This is a genomic window from Pseudomonas sp. GW823-FHT06E10 (assembly GCF_058794995.1).
The window spans coordinates 481,377-499,212 of sequence record NZ_JBXAHJ010000001.1 but is presented as its reverse complement, the minus strand read 5'-3'; the positions used below and the strand labels follow the sequence as shown (position 1 = coordinate 499,212).

The 17,836-nt window shown below is 59.1% G+C and carries 20 protein-coding genes; 6 read left to right on the top strand and 14 right to left on the bottom strand.

Annotation, left to right across the window (positions count from 1 at the left end; all coding sequences use genetic code 11):
* Positions 1-30 precede the first annotated feature (30 nt).
* On the top strand, positions 31-1,215 hold the full coding sequence (gene cfaB, locus AC1Q6Y_RS02305) for a C17 cyclopropane fatty acid synthase CfaB (RefSeq protein WP_057712681.1): 1,185 nt from the start codon (positions 31-33) through the stop codon (positions 1,213-1,215).
* Here cfaB and cls read toward each other — a convergent pair.
* Positions 1,212-2,651, bottom strand: a complete 1,440-nt coding sequence (gene cls / locus AC1Q6Y_RS02300; protein WP_492623984.1) for a cardiolipin synthase — start codon at positions 2,649-2,651, stop codon at positions 1,212-1,214. The genes cfaB and cls overlap by 4 nt on opposite strands.
* Before the next feature lie 132 nt (positions 2,652-2,783).
* On the opposite strand from cls, the gene AC1Q6Y_RS02295 reads away from it, so the two are divergent.
* Positions 2,784-3,305 (top strand): DUF3617 domain-containing protein, encoded by a 522-nt coding sequence (locus AC1Q6Y_RS02295; RefSeq protein WP_057712683.1) that lies wholly within the window; start codon positions 2,784-2,786, stop codon positions 3,303-3,305.
* 89 nt (positions 3,306-3,394) lie between these two features.
* Here the strand turns inward: AC1Q6Y_RS02295 and AC1Q6Y_RS02290 are convergent, their stop codons facing one another.
* The 7 genes from AC1Q6Y_RS02290 to AC1Q6Y_RS02260 all read right to left on the bottom strand — a co-directional run bounded on the left by AC1Q6Y_RS02290 (position 3,395) and on the right by AC1Q6Y_RS02260 (position 8,861).
* Positions 3,395-4,282 carry a His/Gly/Thr/Pro-type tRNA ligase C-terminal domain-containing protein gene (locus tag AC1Q6Y_RS02290; protein ID WP_057712684.1) on the bottom strand — a complete coding sequence of 296 codons (888 nt, stop codon included), beginning with the start codon at positions 4,280-4,282 and terminating at the stop codon, positions 3,395-3,397.
* 194 nt (positions 4,283-4,476) lie between these two features.
* Complete coding sequence (locus tag AC1Q6Y_RS02285) at positions 4,477-5,037, bottom strand: gamma carbonic anhydrase family protein (protein WP_057712685.1); 561 nt, start codon at positions 5,035-5,037, stop codon at positions 4,477-4,479.
* On the bottom strand, positions 5,034-5,909 hold the full coding sequence (locus tag AC1Q6Y_RS02280) for a metal ABC transporter substrate-binding protein (RefSeq protein ID WP_492623983.1): 876 nt from the start codon (positions 5,907-5,909) through the stop codon (positions 5,034-5,036). Before AC1Q6Y_RS02280 ends, AC1Q6Y_RS02285 begins: the two co-directional genes overlap by 4 nt.
* 11 nt (positions 5,910-5,920) lie before the next feature.
* On the bottom strand, positions 5,921-6,787 hold the full coding sequence (locus tag AC1Q6Y_RS02275; protein WP_492623982.1) for a metal ABC transporter permease: 867 nt from the start codon (positions 6,785-6,787) through the stop codon (positions 5,921-5,923).
* The gene (locus AC1Q6Y_RS02270; RefSeq protein ID WP_492623981.1) at positions 6,787-7,455 is read right to left on the bottom strand and encodes a metal ABC transporter ATP-binding protein; all 669 of its coding nucleotides are present in this window, start codon (positions 7,453-7,455) and stop codon (positions 6,787-6,789) included. Before AC1Q6Y_RS02270 ends, AC1Q6Y_RS02275 begins: the two co-directional genes overlap by 1 nt.
* Positions 7,452-8,348, bottom strand: a complete 897-nt coding sequence (folE2, locus tag AC1Q6Y_RS02265; RefSeq protein WP_429521701.1) for a GTP cyclohydrolase FolE2 — start codon at positions 8,346-8,348, stop codon at positions 7,452-7,454. Before folE2 ends, AC1Q6Y_RS02270 begins: the two co-directional genes overlap by 4 nt.
* Positions 8,349-8,483: 135 nt before the next feature.
* Complete coding sequence (locus AC1Q6Y_RS02260) at positions 8,484-8,861, bottom strand: glutamine synthetase (RefSeq protein WP_218494594.1); 378 nt, start codon at positions 8,859-8,861, stop codon at positions 8,484-8,486.
* 142 nt (positions 8,862-9,003) lie between these two features.
* Here AC1Q6Y_RS02260 and zigA point away from each other — a divergent pair, with 142 nt between their 5' ends.
* Positions 9,004-10,209: a zinc metallochaperone GTPase ZigA gene (gene zigA, locus AC1Q6Y_RS02255; protein WP_492586526.1), complete on the top strand. Its 1,206-nt coding sequence runs from the start codon at positions 9,004-9,006 to the stop codon at positions 10,207-10,209.
* 15 nt (positions 10,210-10,224) lie between these two features.
* Here the strand turns inward: zigA and AC1Q6Y_RS02250 are convergent, their stop codons facing one another.
* Positions 10,225-10,581, bottom strand: a complete 357-nt coding sequence (locus AC1Q6Y_RS02250; RefSeq protein ID WP_154909763.1) for an NADH:ubiquinone oxidoreductase — start codon at positions 10,579-10,581, stop codon at positions 10,225-10,227.
* A 27-nt stretch (positions 10,582-10,608) separates the two neighbouring features.
* Between AC1Q6Y_RS02250 and AC1Q6Y_RS02245 the strand changes: the two genes are divergently transcribed.
* Entirely contained in the window at positions 10,609-11,580 is a 972-nt protein-coding gene (locus AC1Q6Y_RS02245) for a CobW family GTP-binding protein (protein ID WP_492623980.1), read from the top strand.
* A gap of 4 nt (positions 11,581-11,584) precedes the next feature.
* Here AC1Q6Y_RS02245 and AC1Q6Y_RS02240 read toward each other — a convergent pair whose 3' ends face one another.
* On the bottom strand, positions 11,585-11,998 hold the full coding sequence (locus AC1Q6Y_RS02240) for a DUF3301 domain-containing protein (RefSeq protein ID WP_057712694.1): 414 nt from the start codon (positions 11,996-11,998) through the stop codon (positions 11,585-11,587).
* Positions 11,999-12,117: 119 nt separating this feature from the next.
* Between AC1Q6Y_RS02240 and pdxY the strand changes: the two genes are divergently transcribed.
* On the top strand, positions 12,118-12,990 hold the full coding sequence (gene pdxY / locus AC1Q6Y_RS02235; protein ID WP_492623979.1) for a pyridoxal kinase PdxY: 873 nt from the start codon (positions 12,118-12,120) through the stop codon (positions 12,988-12,990).
* A gap of 126 nt (positions 12,991-13,116) precedes the next feature.
* On the opposite strand, the gene AC1Q6Y_RS02230 is transcribed toward pdxY, so the two are convergent.
* Entirely contained in the window at positions 13,117-13,599 is a 483-nt protein-coding gene (locus AC1Q6Y_RS02230) for an acyl-CoA thioesterase (RefSeq protein WP_057712696.1), read from the bottom strand.
* 289 nt (positions 13,600-13,888) lie between these two features.
* On the opposite strand from AC1Q6Y_RS02230, the gene AC1Q6Y_RS02225 reads away from it, so the two are divergent.
* Complete coding sequence (locus tag AC1Q6Y_RS02225) at positions 13,889-15,652, top strand: cation:proton antiporter (RefSeq protein ID WP_057712697.1); 1,764 nt, start codon at positions 13,889-13,891, stop codon at positions 15,650-15,652.
* A 22-nt stretch (positions 15,653-15,674) separates the two neighbouring features.
* On the opposite strand, the gene AC1Q6Y_RS02220 is transcribed toward AC1Q6Y_RS02225, so the two are convergent.
* The 3 genes from AC1Q6Y_RS02220 to AC1Q6Y_RS02210 all read right to left on the bottom strand — a co-directional run bounded on the left by AC1Q6Y_RS02220 (position 15,675) and on the right by AC1Q6Y_RS02210 (position 17,719).
* Entirely contained in the window at positions 15,675-16,082 is a 408-nt protein-coding gene (locus AC1Q6Y_RS02220; protein WP_003187120.1) for an SMI1/KNR4 family protein, read from the bottom strand.
* A gap of 138 nt (positions 16,083-16,220) precedes the next feature.
* Positions 16,221-17,099, bottom strand: coding sequence for a Tim44 domain-containing protein (locus tag AC1Q6Y_RS02215; protein WP_057712698.1), 879 nt, complete (start codon positions 17,097-17,099; stop codon positions 16,221-16,223).
* Between the two features lie 179 nt (positions 17,100-17,278).
* On the bottom strand, positions 17,279-17,719 hold the full coding sequence (locus AC1Q6Y_RS02210) for an EamA family transporter (protein ID WP_492623978.1): 441 nt from the start codon (positions 17,717-17,719) through the stop codon (positions 17,279-17,281).
* Positions 17,720-17,836 lie beyond the last annotated feature (117 nt).

Sequence of the window (17,836 nt, the reverse complement as noted above, 5' to 3'; positions counted from 1 at the left end):
TTTAGACGTCTGAAACAAGGGGGCTTCTCCATGCTCGCGCATCTTCCACCGGCCTTACAGAATCTGCAATTGCCGCTTCGCCTGAGACTCTGGGATGGCCATGAATTCAATCTGGGGCCGACGCCCAGTGTCACGATTGTGGTCAAGGACCCACAAATGGTCACCCAGTTTACCCATCCAAGCCTGGACGCCCTTGGTGCTGCATTTGTCGAAGGCAAACTTGAGCTTGAAGGCTCCATCAGCGATGTGATCCGCGTCTGCGATGAATGGAGCCAGGCGTTGCTGGATGAAGGCGACGACAATCAGCCGGTTCGTAACGCCCATGACAAAGAGATGGACGCCAAGGCGATTTCCTACCACTACGACCTTTCCAACGCGTTCTATCAGCTGTGGCTCGACAGCGACATGGCATATTCCTGCGCCTATTTCGAGACCGGCAGCGAATCCCTGGAACAAGCCCAACAAGCCAAGTTCCGTCATTTGTGTCGCAAGCTGCGCCTGCAGCCCGGCGAGTATCTGCTGGATGTGGGTTGTGGTTGGGGCGGATTGGCGCGTTTTGCTGCGCGAGAATTTGGCGCGAAAGTGTTCGGTATCACCCTCAGCAAGGAGCAGTTGGCCCTGGCCCGGGAGCGCGTAAAAGCGGAGGGCCTGGAGGACCTGGTCGAACTGCAACTGCTCGACTATCGCGATCTGCCGCAGGATGGCCGTTTCGACAAGGTTGTCAGCGTCGGCATGTTCGAACACGTCGGTCACGCCAATCTTGCCGAGTACTGCAAGACCCTGTTCGGCGCGGTGAAAGACGGTGGCCTGGTGATGAACCACGGGATCACCGCCAAATACACCGATGGCCGTCCGGTGGGACGCGGTGCCGGTGAATTCATTGGAAAATATGTGTTCCCCAACGGCGAGCTGCCGCACCTGTCGATGATCTCTGCCGAGATCAGTGAAGCCGGGCTGGAAATCGTCGACGTCGAGAGCTTGCGTCTGCACTACGCACGTACGCTCGATCACTGGAGCGAACGCCTGGAGGACAACCTCGAAGCGGCCTCTAGACTCGTACCGGAACAAGCCCTGCGTATCTGGCGGTTGTACCTGGCCGGTTGCGCTTACGCCTTTGCCCGGGGCTGGATCAACCTGCACCAGATTCTCGCGGTGAAGGCCCACGCCGATGGCAGTCATGAACTGCCGTGGACCCGTGACGATATCTACCTCTAGAGAACCGGCGAAATAAGCCGGGCGACCCGCATGCCGACCTGCTGCAGGCGGTGAGTCTCCCGGCCTTCTCCTTTGGCGATTTCGTGGGCGTTGGCGAAATCATCGTTGAGCATCTGTTCCACCTCAGCGGCAAAGGCGCTGTCGACGGTCAGCAACATCACTTCGAAATTCAGCCGGAACGAACGGTTGTCCAGGTTGGCGCTGCCGATGGCACTGATTTCGTGGTCGATCAACACCACTTTCTGGTGCAGGAAACCGGGCTCGTAACGGAACACCCGAACACCGGCGCGCACGGCTTCGAAGGCGTAGAGGCTGGAGGCGGCGTAGACGATTCGATGGTCGGGTCGAGACGGCAACAGCAGCCGCACATCCACACCCCGCAGGACCGCCAGACGCAACGCTGCGAATACGGCTTCATCGGGGATGAAGTACGGGCTGGTGATCCAGATCCGTTCTGTCGCTGCATGGATCGCTTCGACAAAGAACAGAGAACAGGTTTCGTAGGCGTCTGCCGGCCCGCTGGCGAGCAACTGGCACAGCACGCCGTCTTCCGGATAAACCTCGGGCAGGATCAGTGGCGGCAGGGCATGAGCCACCCAGAACCAGTCTTCAGCGAAAGACTCCTGCATGCACGCCACCACTGGCCCGCGCACTTGCACGTGGGTATCGCGCCAAGGGGCCAGGGGCGGTTTCTCGCCCATGTATTCATCACCGACGTTGTGCCCGCCAACGAAGCCGAGAATGCCGTCCACCACCACAATTTTGCGATGGTTACGGAAGTTCACCTGAAAGCGATTGAACCAGCCATTACGAGGGCCAAAAGCCTTGACCTCGACCCCGCCATCACGCAAGGCCTGCACGTAGCCGTTGGATAGGGAATGGCTGCCGATTCGGTCATACAACAGATAGATCGCTACGCCTTCGGCGGCTTTCTTCAACAGCAAAGTCTGCAGGCGTTGGCCGAGGCGGTCGTCGTGGACGATGAAAAACTGGATCAGCACGGCTTCTTTCGCCTGGCCGATGGCATCGAAAATGGCCTCGAACGTAGACTGGCCGTTGATCAACAGCCGCATCTGGTTATTGGCCAGGCAGGGCATGTGTCCGAGCTTGGGCATCGCTCTGAGCGAGGCGTAGGCAGAAGAAGCGCGGGCGGTGAGGGCTTCTTCTACCCAGGGCCGCCAGTTGAGTTCGGAAACAGCCTTGCGCATCTCGTCGTTGGCCTGCCGCCGGGCCTTGATGTAGCCATCAAAGGTGCTGCGGCCGAACATCAGGTAAGGGATCAGCGTCAGGTAAGGGATGAAAAACAGCGACAGGGCCCAGGCGATCGAGCCTTGGGCGGTACGGACGGTCAACACGGCGTGTATGGCCGCAATCATGCCCAGTGAGTGCAACAGGGCGATGGTATAACCGAAAATATGTGGTCCGAAGTAATCCATGGGGGCTGCCTTGCTCCTGAAGATTCAGTGCTTAACAGACCATGTTCCGTGCAGAATGTCGCTAATTAATTCGACCATGAACCGAAGCCCGCGGCTGACGTCTAACGGCCACTACTGATCAGGAGTTACTCGATGAACGTTCGTCTGCTGGGTTTGGCCATGGCATTGGGTTTGGCACTTCCTGTGGCCGCTCACGCGCAAATGCTGCAACCAGGATTGTGGGAGCTGACCACGAGCAACATGAAGGTCGACGAGCAGAATATGCCGGACCTGCAATTGATCCTCGGCCAGATCCAGAACCAGATGACTCCCGAGCAGCGTGCGCAGCTGGAAAAGCAGGGTATCACCATGGGCGGCAAAGGGATCCGGGCGTGCCTGACCCCTGAACAGGTCAAGACCGACAACATTCCGCTGACCGATCCGCAGTCGGGCTGCAAACAGGAAATCACCGACCGCTCCGGCAATCAGTGGAAATTCCGTTTCAGCTGCCCGAAAGCCCAGGGAGCCGGCGTGGCGACGTTCCTCAGTGATCGCGAATTCACCACCAAGGTCAACGGGACGTTCAACGCCACCGGCATTCAGCAGAAGGGCAGCCTCGAATCCCGCGCCGTCTGGTTGGGGCAGGATTGTGGCACGGTGAAGCCAAGAGCTTAAAAAGCTTCGCGAACAGGCTCGCTCCCACATTGGTTATGTGTCGAACACAAATCCCCTGTGGGAGCGAGCCTGCTCGCGAAAGCGTCCGTTCAGCCGCCCTGAATCCCCGGCCGACTTAACCACTCACACGCCGCCTCGACAGCCATCCGGCCAAAATCCTCCCCCGTGCGACTGCGCACACTGACGAACCCCCCAGCCTGTTCCATTTCGCCAACCACGACCAGGAACGGCACGGTCTGGCTGTGCTGGCGAATCTTGTAGCGGACCTTTTCGTTTCGCAGGTCGGCCTTTGCATGCACGCCTTTTTGGCGCAAGGACTCGGTCACCGCTTGTGCATAAGTCGCCTGGCGTTCATCCATGCTCACGACGACCACATGGGGTGGAACGCGCCAGTGTTGCAGCTCCTGATGGCTGGACCAGCAGGTGCCGTAGATCCGTTGTTGCAACGTGCCGCTGATGTGATCGAGGGCAAACGCCTGCAAGACTTTGGTGGTTGGGACGTGCGGTCCATGGCTCTGGTACTCGGCGTCCCCCAGACGGTACAGCGACACGGCTTCGCGCGCCGGCCGACGACGGATCGAGTGATTGGTTGCTGCCAATGACTGCATGCGCGCTTCGATTAGAGGCAGGTCTGCGGGGGTCAGCGGTTGCTCGACTGCAAACTCGTAATAGAAACCGTCACCCAGCTCCTTTCCCGCACGTAATTGCGCATGAGGGTGGAGTTGCTTGACCGCCATGGCCAGCATCAATGCACAGGAGCGACGCAGGATCTCCAGGCCGTCCGGCTCCCGGGGGGTGACAATGCTGACCCGGGCATCCGCCTCGATCAGGTATTCGCAGTCCACCAGTACACCATTGACCCTTCCCGCGACGGCCGCGATGGCCAGTTCGGGGCCGATGCTGGCGGCCACCTCGTGCACGGACAGCGGCTGGTCGTACTCACGCAATGAACCATCGGGCAGGGTGATCTGGATCATGGTCGGCGTACTCTGGTGCTTCTAACGAGCGTTATCGCATAAACCGTAGGGGTGCTTCATTAAGACGTTTGTCGTGCCAGGCAATTTGTCCTGACACGATGGCTGGTTCTGGCCACCAGTGTGCTGATCGGCAAAATCTGTTCCGCGACCGGTTCCTGCAACGCGGGCATTGCGAATCAGCACGCTACTCATGCTCAGAACTCGTTTTGCAGGGCTTTGTAGCCGCGTACCAGATCGACGTTGGTGCGCGCCACATCTTCGGAAAATTCCGAAGCACTGACGCTCACCGGCGGGTATTGCGAGAGGTCGGTGTTTGGGCCGATCCGCGTGGTGGAAGGTACGTAGAAAGCTTCAGGCAGGTCACGACCATCGACCACCGAGTTGTGCCGCACCACGCAACCGTCACCGACTACGCAGTTGAACAGCACGCTGTTGAAGCCGATGAACACTCGATTGCCGACGGTGCAGGGCCCATGAACGATCGAGCGGTGGGCGATGGAACTGAATTCGCCGATGGTCACCGCCGCACCGGATTTGGAGTGGATCACCACGCCGTCCTGGATGTTCGAGTTGGCGCCGATGGTGATCGGCTGCATGTCGCCCGAGTCATCGACTTCGTCAGCACGTATCACCGCGTAGGGGCCGACGAACACGTTCTCCCCAATCACCACTTTGCCGCAGATGATTGCCGTCTTGTCGACGTAGGCCGATTCGGCAATCAGCGGTAAATCTCCAGAGGGGTTCTTGCGGATCATGGCTTGCCCAACGCGTTGTAAAGGGTGTTGAGGTTGTACTCGAACAACCCTGTGAAGGTGCTGGCCGGACCACTCGCCGCCAGGGCATCGGAGTACAGCGTGCCGCCGATCTGAGCGCCGCTTTCATCCGCGATCTGCTTGAGCAGGCGGGCGTCCTTGATGTTTTCCATGAACACCGCCTTGACCTTGGCCTGACGAATCTGGGTAATCAGTGCGGCCACTTCGGCGGCTGAAGGCTCGCGCTCGGTTGAGAGTCCTTGAGGTGCCATGAACTCGATGCCGTAGGCTTGGCCGAGATAACCGAAGGCATCATGGGACGTCACGACCTTGCGGTTGCCCGGTGGCAGTGAGCCGAGTTTGGCCTTGGCTTCGGCGAGCAGGGCGTAGACCTGTTTCAGGTACAGCTGGCTGTTGCGCTCATAGTCGGCGGTGTTCGCCGGGTCAGCGGCGATCAGCGCTTTGGTGATGTTGGTGATGTACAGCTCGGTGTTCGCCAGGTTATGCCAGGCGTGCGGGTCGGGAACGGTTTTACCGTCTTCATCCAGGCTACGGGGTATGACACCGTGGCTTGCGCTGATGACCGCCGCCCGAGTCTCTGTGCTTGTCACCAGGCGATCCAGCCAGGGCTCGAAACCCAGGCCGTTCTTGATGATGAGCCTGGCCTTGAGCAGCGCTTTGGCGTCGTCGGGTGTCGGCTCGTACGTGTGCGCATCCGCGTCCGGGCCGACCATGTTGGTGATCTGGATATGATCCTTGCCGACCTGCCGGGTCATGTCGGCAAGGATGCTGAAGCTGGTGACCACCTGAAGTTTTTCGGCGGCAGACAGCGACATCGACACCATCAAGCTGAACAGCACGAGTAAAGCGCGCATCGGGTAACACCTCATTGGGATGTGAGCAAAGGCGGGCGGCGCAGCAAGCCGTGCACCGGCCCAAACACCACGGACAACAGATATCCACCGCCGGCCACCAGCACGATTGCCGGGCCACTGGGCAGCGAGTAATAGAATGAGATCAATAAACCGAGCCATACCGAGAGGCTGCCGAGCACGGTGGCGACGACGATCAGTATTGGCAGGCGGCGACTCCAGAAACGTGCCGCGGCGGCAGGCAACATCATCAGGCCAACTACCATCAACGCGCCGATCGCCTGGAAGCCGATGACCAGATTCAACACCACCAGCGTCAGGAATACGCCGTGGGCCAGTGGGCCGAGTCGGCTCACGGTTTGCAGAAAAAGCGGGTCGAGGGTGTCGAGCAGCAGTGGTTTGTAGATCAGTGCCATGGCCATCAGGCTCAGGCCCGAGACCAAAAGCATGCCGGTCAAGGTCGGGCCGTCGACTGCCAGCGCGGAACCAAACAGCAGGTGCAACAGGTCCAGGCGTTTGCCGGCGATGCCGAGAATCAGCACGCCACCGGCCAGGGAAATCGGGTAGATCGCCGCAAGGCTGGCGTCCTCTCGCAGGCCGGTGCGTCGCGTAATCCAGGCTGCGAGGCCTGCCATGCTCAGGCCCGCGCCGAGGCCACCGATGGTCAACGCCGGGAGGCTCAACCCGGCAAACCAGAAACCTAACGCCGCACCGGGGAGGATGCCGTGGGCGACGGCATCACCGATCAGGCTCATGCGTCTGAGGATCAGAAATACCCCCAGGGGCGCCGTGCTGCATGCCAGGACCAATCCACCGAGAAGCGCTCGGCGCATGAACACGAATTCGTGGAACGGTTGCCAGAGATGCGCGGCAGCGATCATCAGGCCACCTGCGATTGAGGTTGTTGGCGGACCAGTTCGGCGCTCGGGCCGAATACACAACCGCTGCTTTTGATCAGCAATGTATGTGGGATGTGCTCGCGAACAGCGGCGAGGTCATGGCACACGACCACCAGTGTCCGGCCTTCGAGGTGCCAATCGTGTATGTGTTTCCAGAGCAATGCCTGACCGAGCTCATCGAGGGCCGCGTGGGGTTCATCGAGCAACAGCACGGGTGCGTCTGTCAGGCTCAATCGGGCGAGCAGGGCGCGTTGTAATTCGCCGCCGGAAAGGGCCATCAAGGGTCGATCTTCCAGGCCATTCAGGCACCAGTTTTCGAGGACGGTTGCCAGTCGTTGGCTACGGATTACCGGTGATTGTTTGTTGCCCCAGAAACCGGCGGCGACCAATGCCTGAAGGCTGATCGGAAATTGCCTGTCCAAGTGTTGTTGCTGGGGCAGGAACGACACACCGCCCTTGAGTGGAACATCCAGTCGAACCTTTCCGGCCAACGGTTTTTGCAAGCCGGCGATGACCTTCAGCAGACTGCTTTTCCCGGAGCCGTTCGCACCGATGATGGCGGTCAGGCTGCCCTTCGACAGTTCGAAGTCCAGCGCTGGCGTCAGTGGCTGCCCCGGTGCGCCCCAGCGCAAGGCGTGGCAACCGATCATGCGACCTCCCAGTTGAAACGGCTTTCGGCTACGGCGTCGTGGGCGTGCAGGCTTTCGGCGTGGATCACACGAATGTGGAAGGCGTTAATGCCCGTGGAGCGCTTCAGGGCCAGATTCAAGCGGCGTGCGGCGTCCTCGCAGAACATCAGGTTCTGACCATTGGCGAGGGCGAAGGCCTGTTCGTCGGCGCGTTTTACCGCTGTTTGAACGGCTGTGCCGAGTGCGGCTTCGGCGTCATTGATGACGGCGATCAGAGGCAACTCGTCTAAAAAATCAGCCAGCCGTACGCGCAACTTTGCGCTGCTGCGTTGGCTGTGAGGTGTGGCGACGATGCCATTCGTGGAGCCGAGCCACGCTAAAACGTCGGCGTGTTGCAGTGGCTTGTTGGCGAAATCATCGACGAACCGCTGCTGAATCAACTGTCGAGAAAGAGCAGCAGAACACGGGCAGGTTGAGGAATAAGGCACCTCGATTTTTAGTTCCACGTGGAACATTGCGTTTTTTAAACGTGCTTCGATGCTGACCGGATAGCTTTTCCAGCCAGCCAATGGACTGATTAGCGCGGGCCTTTTCAGCAACAAATCGGCGTGAAGGGTCAAGTGGGCGCTGCTGGACAGCCCTTCATGGCTCTCAAGAAAACGCTGCAAAACCCGCCGCAATAAAGCCGCTGAAAGACTTTCCTGTTCCAACAATTCAAGTGCCAGATAGAGCCGTGACATGTGAATGCCACGCGCGTTGCCATCGTCGAGGCTCACGCCGGCATCGGCCTTTGCATTCAGTCGTTGGCCCTCAAACAAAACGGGAAGAGCAATGCCGCACATGCCCACCCACTCCAGTGGCAGGGCTTGGCGTGAGGCCTGCGCGGCGATATCCGGCAGAGTCAGCGCATTCATGAGCAGGTCCATCGTGGGAATTGAATTGGAATGTTATAGTATTACAATCAAATCGACGATGCCTTTTTCATGAACAGCTCTTCATCATGCACAGACGTCATTTGCCTGGCAGCAGGAGCAGAAAAACAGCCGGGCCTAACAGCCAGCGATCCGACTGCAGGTGAACCTGGCGCTGCTGCCGCCGGAGCTGGAAAACCGGTTGATCGTGGTCCAGCCGACGCGCCGGTTGTAGCCAACCCAGGTCTCGCCGTCGGAAGCGATACCGGTGAAAAACGTAAGCTGGCCGTAGCGGCTGTTGGTCTGTGCCCAATAGCGTTTTCCGGCCACTTCGAAACCCCGCAAATAGATCGTGCTTCCGGCGGTATTGACGCTGTAGGCGTTGCCATCCGCATCCACGCAGGCCAGCAGGTTGGCGCTGCGAGTGCACTTGGCCAGGCTCGGGACCTGTGCCATCGCGTCGGCAGCCACCAGCAGGGAGAGCATGATCAATACGGGTTTAAGGGCGTTGCACATGGGCTTTCTCACGAGGGCAGCGGCGTTCAGCATCCTGTCGTTCGCCCTGCTGAGCAAGAGGGGATGGTTTATTTGTGTTGTTACAGTATAACATTATGTAAGCCCGACACAGCGACCGGGCATCCCTGTGAGGAATATGCAGATGTCCAATCGACTCCCCGTGACCGTTCTCTCCGGCTTTCTTGGTGCCGGAAAAAGTACACTTCTTAATTACATACTACGTAATCGCGATGGCTTGCGGGTTGCAGTCATCGTCAACGATATGAGCGAAATCAACGTCGATGGCACCGAAGTCCAGCGTGATGTCAGCCTTAATCGCGCTGAAGAACGGTTAGTGGAAATGAGTAACGGGTGTATTTGCTGTACGTTACGTGAAGATTTGCTGGAGGAAGTGAGCCAACTCGCCAGGGAGGGTCGCTTCGACTATCTGCTGATCGAGTCCACCGGTATTTCCGAACCGCTGCCGGTGGCGGAAACCTTCACCTTCCGCGATGAAAACGGCCAGAGCCTCAACGACATCGCACGTCTGGACACCATGGTCACGGTGGTCGATGGCATGAACTTCCTGCTCGATTACCAGGCTGCCGAAAGCCTGGCTTCCCGAGGAGAAACACTAGGGGAGGAAGACGAACGTTCGATTACCGATCTGTTGATTGAGCAGGTCGAGTTCGCCGATGTGATTTTGCTCAGCAAGATCGACTTGATCAGCAGCCACCAGCGTGAGGAGTTGATCGCCATACTTGAACGGCTCAACGCCAGGGCGGAAATCATTGCGATGTCGATGGGTGAAATCCCCTTGAACAAGATTCTCAACACCGGTCGTTTTGACTTCGAAAAGGCTGCCCAGGCACCGGGATGGTTGCAGGAGCTGCGCGGCGAACATGTGCCGGAAACCGAAGAATACGGCATTGCTTCCAGTGCTTACCGGGCTCGCCGACCGTTCCATCCACAGCGTTTCTTCAACTTCATCGACGGTCCTTGGGACAACGGCAAACTGCTGCGCTCCAAGGGCTTTTTCTGGCTGGCGAGCAAGCACATGGATGCCGGCAGCTGGTCTCAGGCCGGTGGTTTGATGCGCTACGGCTTCGCCGGACGCTGGTGGCGTTTCGTACCGAAAAACCAATGGCCGCAAGACGAAGAAAGTACCGCCGGGATCATGAAAAACTGGACCGCTGACAGCGGGGACTGTCGTCAGGAACTGGTTTTCATCGGCCAGAACATCGACTTCACGCAGCTTGCGACCGAGCTGGACGCATGCCTGCTGACCGATGAGGAAATGGCGCTGGGCGTAGGGGGCTGGCATTTGCTGCCTGATCCATTCGGCCCTTGGTACGAAGAAGCTGCCTGATCCTCTGCTGGCGCTTCAGGGCCTGATCCAGGTGCCCTGGTTCTGGGCCTCGCAGTACGGCTGCAAATACGCCGCGTCGGTGGCAACGTCGTAATAGTGAATATCCTGTCGGTAGGGCATATTGGCGACTTGGGCGTTGCTGCAGATACCAAATGCGCCGCCGGGACATTGATCGACATACTGCACATCGACTTTCTGCCCAGCCAGGTTCGGTTGGCAGAAACCATCGGCGAAGAGTTTTGGCGGGATGTTGCGGTTCTGCTGGCAAACCTGGACATCAAGCCGCTCGCCCTGGCTATGAACCACACAAGCCTGGGCCAGCGCTTCGCCTGAAACGAGCGCCAGGAGCAACGCCAAGCCAATCAACCGCATCCATCACCTCCTCAGAAATCATCAACCATGCTGCAGAATATCCCCACTCATGTCATTGCCGGCCCCTTGGGTGCCGGCAAGACCAGCCTGATCAAGCACCTGCTGGCCCAGCGCCCGGCTGGCGAGCGGTGGGCGGTGTTGATCAACGAGTTTGGCCAGATCGGTCTCGACGCTGCGCTACTGACCCAGGACGCCGATGGTATCGCACTGGGGGAGGTGGCCGGGGGCTGCTTGTGTTGCGTCAACGGTGCGCCGTTTCAGATTGGTCTTGGGCGCTTGTTGCGCAAGGCACAACCGGATCGGCTGTTCATCGAACCCTCGGGGCTGGGGCATCCGGCGCAGTTGCTCAGGCAATTGAGCGAAGCGCCGTGGCAAGGCGTGTTGGCTGTCCAGCCTTGTGTGCTGGTGTTGGATGCCCAGGCGCTCGCCGCTGGCAAACCGCTGCCGGATGTTCAACAGCAAGCGCTGGGCCATGCGGGATTATTACTGTTGAACAAGTCTGAAGGACTCGAAGAAGAAAGCCGCCAGCGAATCACCGGGCAATTGCCGCCGCTCCCTCTGCGCTGGACGCAACAGGCGGCTTTACCCTTGAGCGAGTTGCCGGGGCTGCATGCCAAAGCGCTGGCAGGTGTGGATAACTTCGTCTTGCCCAAGGGATTGGCGCAGCTGCCGGCGGTCTGGAGTGATCCCGCGTTGCCCATTTGCTTGAGTCAGGAACAGGACGGAGGCTGGAGCATCGGATGGCGTTGGCACCCAAGCCAGGTGTTTGATGCCGCTCTGGTTGGCCGGTGGCTTGACTGCCTTGGCTGGAAGCGGGCGAAGCTGGTTATCCACAGCGCCCACGGGTGGGTCTCGGCGAACGCTGTGGATAACTCGGTGCTGGACTGGCAGCCCAGTGAATGGCGGCAGGATTCGCGTATCGAGCTGATTTTCAGTGAAACGCAGAACGCAGAACAACTGCAGCGTGAGCTGGCAGCGTGTCGATCCGGATCGGGTTAATGGCTCAAGGTCGCCACTTGGTGTGTTCCTGACGCCACTGGCTCAGCTCGATCACTTCCGCGCGAGGTTTCGCCACTTCGACCACCGGTTCGGTTTCGTCGAACGGGACCGGGTAGGGCGCGAGCTCAATCTGTGCGCTGTGAGCGCCGAACTGGGTGATGGTACCGTTGTGGCGGGTTTCGCCCGTCACGGTGAACTCGAAGTTATACACACGGGCCAGGCGTCGCCGACCACTGGCATCCCTGATGAACGCGATTCTTTTCAAGGCCACGTTGCCGTCGAGCAATTCGATCCCGAGTTTGCCGCAATGCTGCTTGACCCGCTCCAGCGCGCGCTCGCGCAAGCCGTGGTTGTGCCATAGCCATGCGCCGGCAGTGGCGAACAGCATCAGCACGAATATATTTCCAAGGGTCAGCATCAACAGGGTGCTCCAACAAGATAGTGTCAGCTTAACTGTGTCGCTGGTCTGTCGTACAGGCTGCGTTTAGTCGCATACTGCGCGGCTAGAATTTCAATCGTTTTACGGAAATCCACCGCATGAAACGTACACCGCATTTGCTCGCTATCCAGTCCCACGTGGTATTCGGTCACGCCGGCAACAGTGCCGCGGTTTTCCCGATGCAACGGGTCGGGGTGAATGTCTGGCCGCTCAACACCGTGCAGTTCTCCAATCACATCCAGTACGGTCAGTGGGCCGGTGAAGTGTTGGCGCCGCACCAGATACCTGACCTGGTCGAAGGCATCGCGGCGATTGGCGAGCTGGGCAACTGCGATGCGGTGCTCTCCGGTTACCTCGGCAGTGCGGCCCAGGGCCGGGCGATCCTGACGGGGGTGGAGCGGATCAAGTCGATGAACCCCAAGGCGCTGTACCTGTGTGACCCGGTCATGGGGCATCCGGAGAAGGGCTGCAGTGTTCCGGCGGAGGTCAGTGATTTTCTGCTGGAGGAGGCCGCCGCCGTGGCGGACTTCATGTGCCCGAACCAGCTGGAGCTGGACAGCTTCTCCGGACGCAAGCCGCAGTCGCTGTTCGATTGCCTGGCAATGGCGCGTGCATTGTTGGTGCGCGGTCCGAAAGCGGTGCTGGTCAAGCATCTGGACTACCCAGGCAAGTCTGCTGAGGTCTTCGAGATGCTGCTGGTGACGGCCGAAGGCAGCTGGCATTTGCAGCGCCCGTTGCTGGCGTTCCCGCGTCAGCCGGTGGGCGTGGGCGATTTGACGTCCGGCCTGTTCCTGGCGCGTGTGCTGCTGGGCGACAGCCTGGTGGCCGCGTTCGAGTTCACGGCATCGGCGGTGCATGAAGTGCTGCTGGAAACCCAGGCTTGTGCCAGCTACGAGTTGGAACTGGTTCGGGCTCAGGACCGGATTGCCCATCCGCGGGTGCGGTTCGAGGCGACCTCGATCAGCCTTTGATTCTGCGTTGCCCCCATTCGCGAGCAGGCTCCCACATTTGATCTTCGGTATTGCATAGATCCAGTGTGGGAGCGGGCTTGCTCGCGAATGGCTATCTAACGAACACCATCAGCCTAACAGACCAGCTCAGGCGTCGCCCTTGATTTCCTGATAGCGCTTTTCCAGCTCCTGACGAATCTGCCGACGCTGCTGGGCCTGCATATAGCGGCGCTTGTCTTCGCTGTTCTGCGGTTGCAGCGGTGGTACCGATGCAGGTTTACGCTGCTCATCCACCGCGACCATGGTGAAGAAGCAACTGTTGGTATGGCGCACCGAGCGTTCGCGGATGTTCTCGGTCACCACTTTGATGCCCACCTCCATGGAGGTGTTGCCGGTGTAGTTGACCGAGGCCAGGAAGGTCACCAGTTCGCCGACATGGATCGGCTCACGGAAAATGACCTGATCCACCGACAAGGTCACCACATAGCGGCCGGCATAACGGCTGGCGCAGGCGTAGGCCACTTCGTCGAGGTATTTGAGCAGGGTGCCGCCGTGAACATTGCCAGAGAAATTGGCCATGTCGGGGGTCATCAATACCGTCATCGACAGCTGGGCGTTTCCGGGTTCCATAGCATTCTCACGGGTCAAGGCCAGGTTTGAGGGATGCACCTCTGCGGGTGCCTCGGCGGTTTTTTTTCAAACCAACAGTTATCGGGACGCCGGGTGCCGGGTCGCCGTCACGCCGGATCGATCTGTTTCCATATATTGCACCGCCTTTCTGCCAGAAGTCGCGGTGTTACCCTGCAAAAAAGCCCCGCGTCAAGGGCATTTCCTACGTGCAATTTCGATTTTTGTTCTGCTCGATCAGGCTTTTCCTACGTCCGGGGATCGAGCAATACCACCCAGGGAGTCTCACGCCATGCATGCCATCAGTTTCATTCAGGATCTGGCAGTGATCATGTTGATCGCAGGCGTGGTCACCGTGGTCTTTCATCGCCTGAAGCAACCGGTGGTACTGGGATACATCGTCGCCGGTTTCATCATTGGCCCGCACACCCCGCCATTCGGCCTGATCCACGACGAAGAAACCATCAAGACCCTGGCCGAGCTCGGTGTGATATTCCTGATGTTCTGCCTGGGCCTGGAGTTCAGTCTGCGCAAGTTGTTCAAGGTCGGTGCCACGGCATTCATCGCGGCATTCCTGGAAATCGTGCTGATGATTTGGATCGGCTACGAGATCGGTCGCTGGTTCGACTGGAACACCATGGATTCACTGTTCCTCGGCGCGATCCTGGCGATTTCCTCAACCACCATCATCGTCAAGGCGCTCAATGATCTGAAGCTGAAGAACGAGCGGTTTGCCCAGTTGATATTCGGAGTGCTGATCGTCGAAGACATTCTGGGCATCGGCATCATCGCGCTGCTGTCCAGCATCGCGGTCAGCGGTACGGTCAGCTCCGGCGAAGTGTTTTCCACGGTCGGCAAGCTGTCGCTGTTCATGATCGTCGCCTTGGTCATTGGCATCCTGATGGTGCCGCGGTTGCTGGCCTACGTCGCCAGATTCGAAAGCAACGAAATGCTGCTGATCACGGTGCTGGGCCTGTGTTTTGGTTTCTGCCTGCTGGTGGTCAAGCTTGAATACAGCATGGTCCTCGGTGCATTCCTGATCGGCGCGATCATGGCGGAATCCCGGCAACTGCTGAAAATCGAGCGCTTGATTGAACCGGTTCGCGATCTTTTCAGTGCGATTTTCTTTGTGGCCATCGGGCTGATGCTCGATCCGGCGATCCTGCTTCAGTACGCCTGGCCAATCGCGGTAATCACCGTAGCCGTGGTGCTCGGCAAGATGTTGTCCTGCGGCCTTGGTGCATTTATCGCCGGCAATGACGGACGTACCTCGCTGCGAGTCGGGATGGGTCTTTCACAGATTGGCGAATTCTCTTTCATCATCGCGGCACTGGGCATGACGTTGCAGGTCACCAGTAACTTTTTATACCCCGTGGCTGTGGCGGTTTCGGTGATCACGACCCTGCTGACGCCTTATCTGATCCGTGCGGCCGATCCATTGTCGATCAAGCTCGCCAGCGCGATGCCAGAACGCTTGGGGCGGGTGCTGGGGATGTATGGCGAATGGCTGCGCAGCATCCAGCCGCAGGGTGAGGGTGCGTTACTGGCATCCATGATTCGCAGGATCTTGCTGCAGGTGGGCGTCAATCTGGCGCTGGTGATCGCGATCTTCTTTTCGGGCGCTTACTTCGCCGAACGCATGTCGGCTTACCTGCAAGGCTGGATCAGCGATCCGAGCTGGCAAAAGGCGTTGATCTGGGGCGGGGCGCTGTTGTTATCGCTGCCGTTTTTGATTGCGGCGTACCGCAAGCTAAAGGCGCTGTCGATGTTGCTCGCGGAAATGGGCGTGAAGCCGGAGATGGCCGGGCGCCACACGCAGCGAGTGCGCCGGGTGATCGCCGAAGTGATCCCGATCCTGTCGCTGCTGGTGATCTTTTTTCTGCTGGCAGCCTTGTCGGCCAGTATTCTGCCGACCAACAAGTTGCTGGTACTGATCGCCGTGGTCGCGGCCGCCGTGGCGGCGCTGTTGTGGCGCTGGTTCATTCGTGTGCATACGCGGATGCAGGTGGCGTTGCTGGAAACCCTCGACAATCACAAGGAGTCGTCCGGGCATTGACCACCCCGCGGCGTTGACTGGATCAGCTTTCCAGCCAGACGTCCCGTGCCCAGTGCCAAACCGACTCCCAGGTCTCTTCGGCGATCAGTTCTTCTTCGGCCTGCCAAAGCACCACGGTGCCGTCTTCTTCGACACAATAGTAGTCATCACCGTCCTGGCAGATCGGGATCAGGCTGCGATCGACGCCGGCGTCCCAGGCGTTGGCGGCAACGTCGGGCAGGTAGGTGTGGGATTGCGGGTCGGTCACGGTGACCGGTTCCAGGCTGCCGTAAACCACATCGCTGACGGTCAGCAGAAACTCTCTGAAGACGAACGGAATGTCGATGAACAGTTGTTCTTCGATTTCGACCAGCAGGTCTTCGTCGGGCAACTCCAAGGGGACCGGTACCGGTTCGTTGGCTTCACGCAGTTGTTCGATGATTTCTTCCACGTCCGGGATCCTCTTGCTTGTATGGCGCGGTTTATATGGGGCGGTTTATACAGTAGCTTGCTATAGATGCAACCGCGAAATAGAAAACCCCGGCCTGGGCCGGGGTTTTGTTTACAACAAGTGAAACGCGGAGGGTGATTAGCCGTTCTGGCGGATACCTGCCACCAGCCAAGGCTGGTTTTCGCCCTGTGCACGTTCCATGTTCCAGCTTTCGCTGAAGACTTCGCCCTGGTCGAAACGCGAGGTTTTCGACAGGCCAGTGAAGGTCAGGGTGGCGATGGTCTTGTCGGCGCGATCGTCCACACCGTCCAGCTGTACATTGAGGTTATCGATGTAGGTGGACTGGAAGCCGTCGCCCAGGTCAGCACGCTCACGCTTGAGGAACTCCAGCATTTGCGGGGTCACGAACTCGGCGATCTTGTCCATTTCGTTGGCGTCCCAGTGCTGTTGCAGGGACTGGAAGTGATTGCGTGCCGCTTCGACGAAGTTTCCTTCGTTGAACCAGGCTGGCGCGTTGATCACCGGGCGAGCGGCAACAGGCGCTGCCGAACCACCGAAGATCGAACCGCCGGCAGGCTTTTGTTCGAACGCCTCACGTTGCATCGGCGCGTGGCCGGCCGGAGCGTACTGCTCCTGCTGCTTGCGACGACGGGCGGCGATAAAGCGGAAGACCAGGAACGCAATGACGGCCATGATCAGGATGTCGAAGATCTGCATGCCCTGGAAGCCGTCACCCATGAACATGGATGCGAGCAGGCCACCGGCCGCGATACCGGCCAGTGGGCCGAGCCAGCGCGAAGCGCCACCGGCCTTGGCAGCAGCGCCAGCGGCACCGGCAGCACCAGCGGTCGCCGCAGCGCCGCCCATGCCTGGAGAAGAAGGAGCCATCTGGCTGGTCTGGTGAGTCGGCGCAGCGCCTGCGCTTTTGCCACCACCGAAGCGCTTGGCGGCATTGACGTCGAGACTCATCGTCAGGCCGATGCACAACGCCATGGCGATGCTAAGAAAACGTTTCATAAAGGGAATTCCCATTTGTGGAAGGCACGCGCGCCATGTTGCACAGGTGAAGTGTTGCTGGCTAGCGGCAGAGTGTTTCGGGCTTTTGCCTGACAGGTCGTGTTCAGCTCCAGTCCGTGCAATAAGGCCTTTTGACTTTGATCTGTCAGATGAGTGGACAGGGCTTGTAGGACGCTTGCCTAGCGTCGCAGGGCAAGCATGACCACTCCGGCCGTGATCAGGCCTATTCCGCCCCATTGGCGCAAGTCGAGTTTTTCACCCAGCAGGGCAACGCCAAGGACAGCCACCAGCACCACGCTGAGTTTGTCCACTGGAGCAACCAGTGACGCCGGACCGACCTTGAGTGCGCGGAAATAGCAGATCCACGATGCACCGGTGGCAAGGCCCGACAACAGCAGGAACAGGTAGCTCTTCGCAGAGATTGATCCCAAGGACTGATATTGGTCCGTGGCGTACAAAATCAAGGCCAGGCTGACCAATACCACTATCGTACGCAGCAGGGTGGCGAAGTCGGAGTTGACGTTTTCGATGCCGACTTTCGCGAAAATGGCGGTCATTGCCGCGAATGCCGCGGATAACAGGGCCCAGAATGTCCAGGAGGAAAAAAAGCCTGAGCCCATGTGTTTGCGTCTCCCGGATCAGTCAAGGCCAGCGCAGAACCCTGTGGGAGTGAGCTTGCTCGCGATGACGGACTGACAACCAGAAATAATGTCGACTGATCTACCGCTATCGCGAGC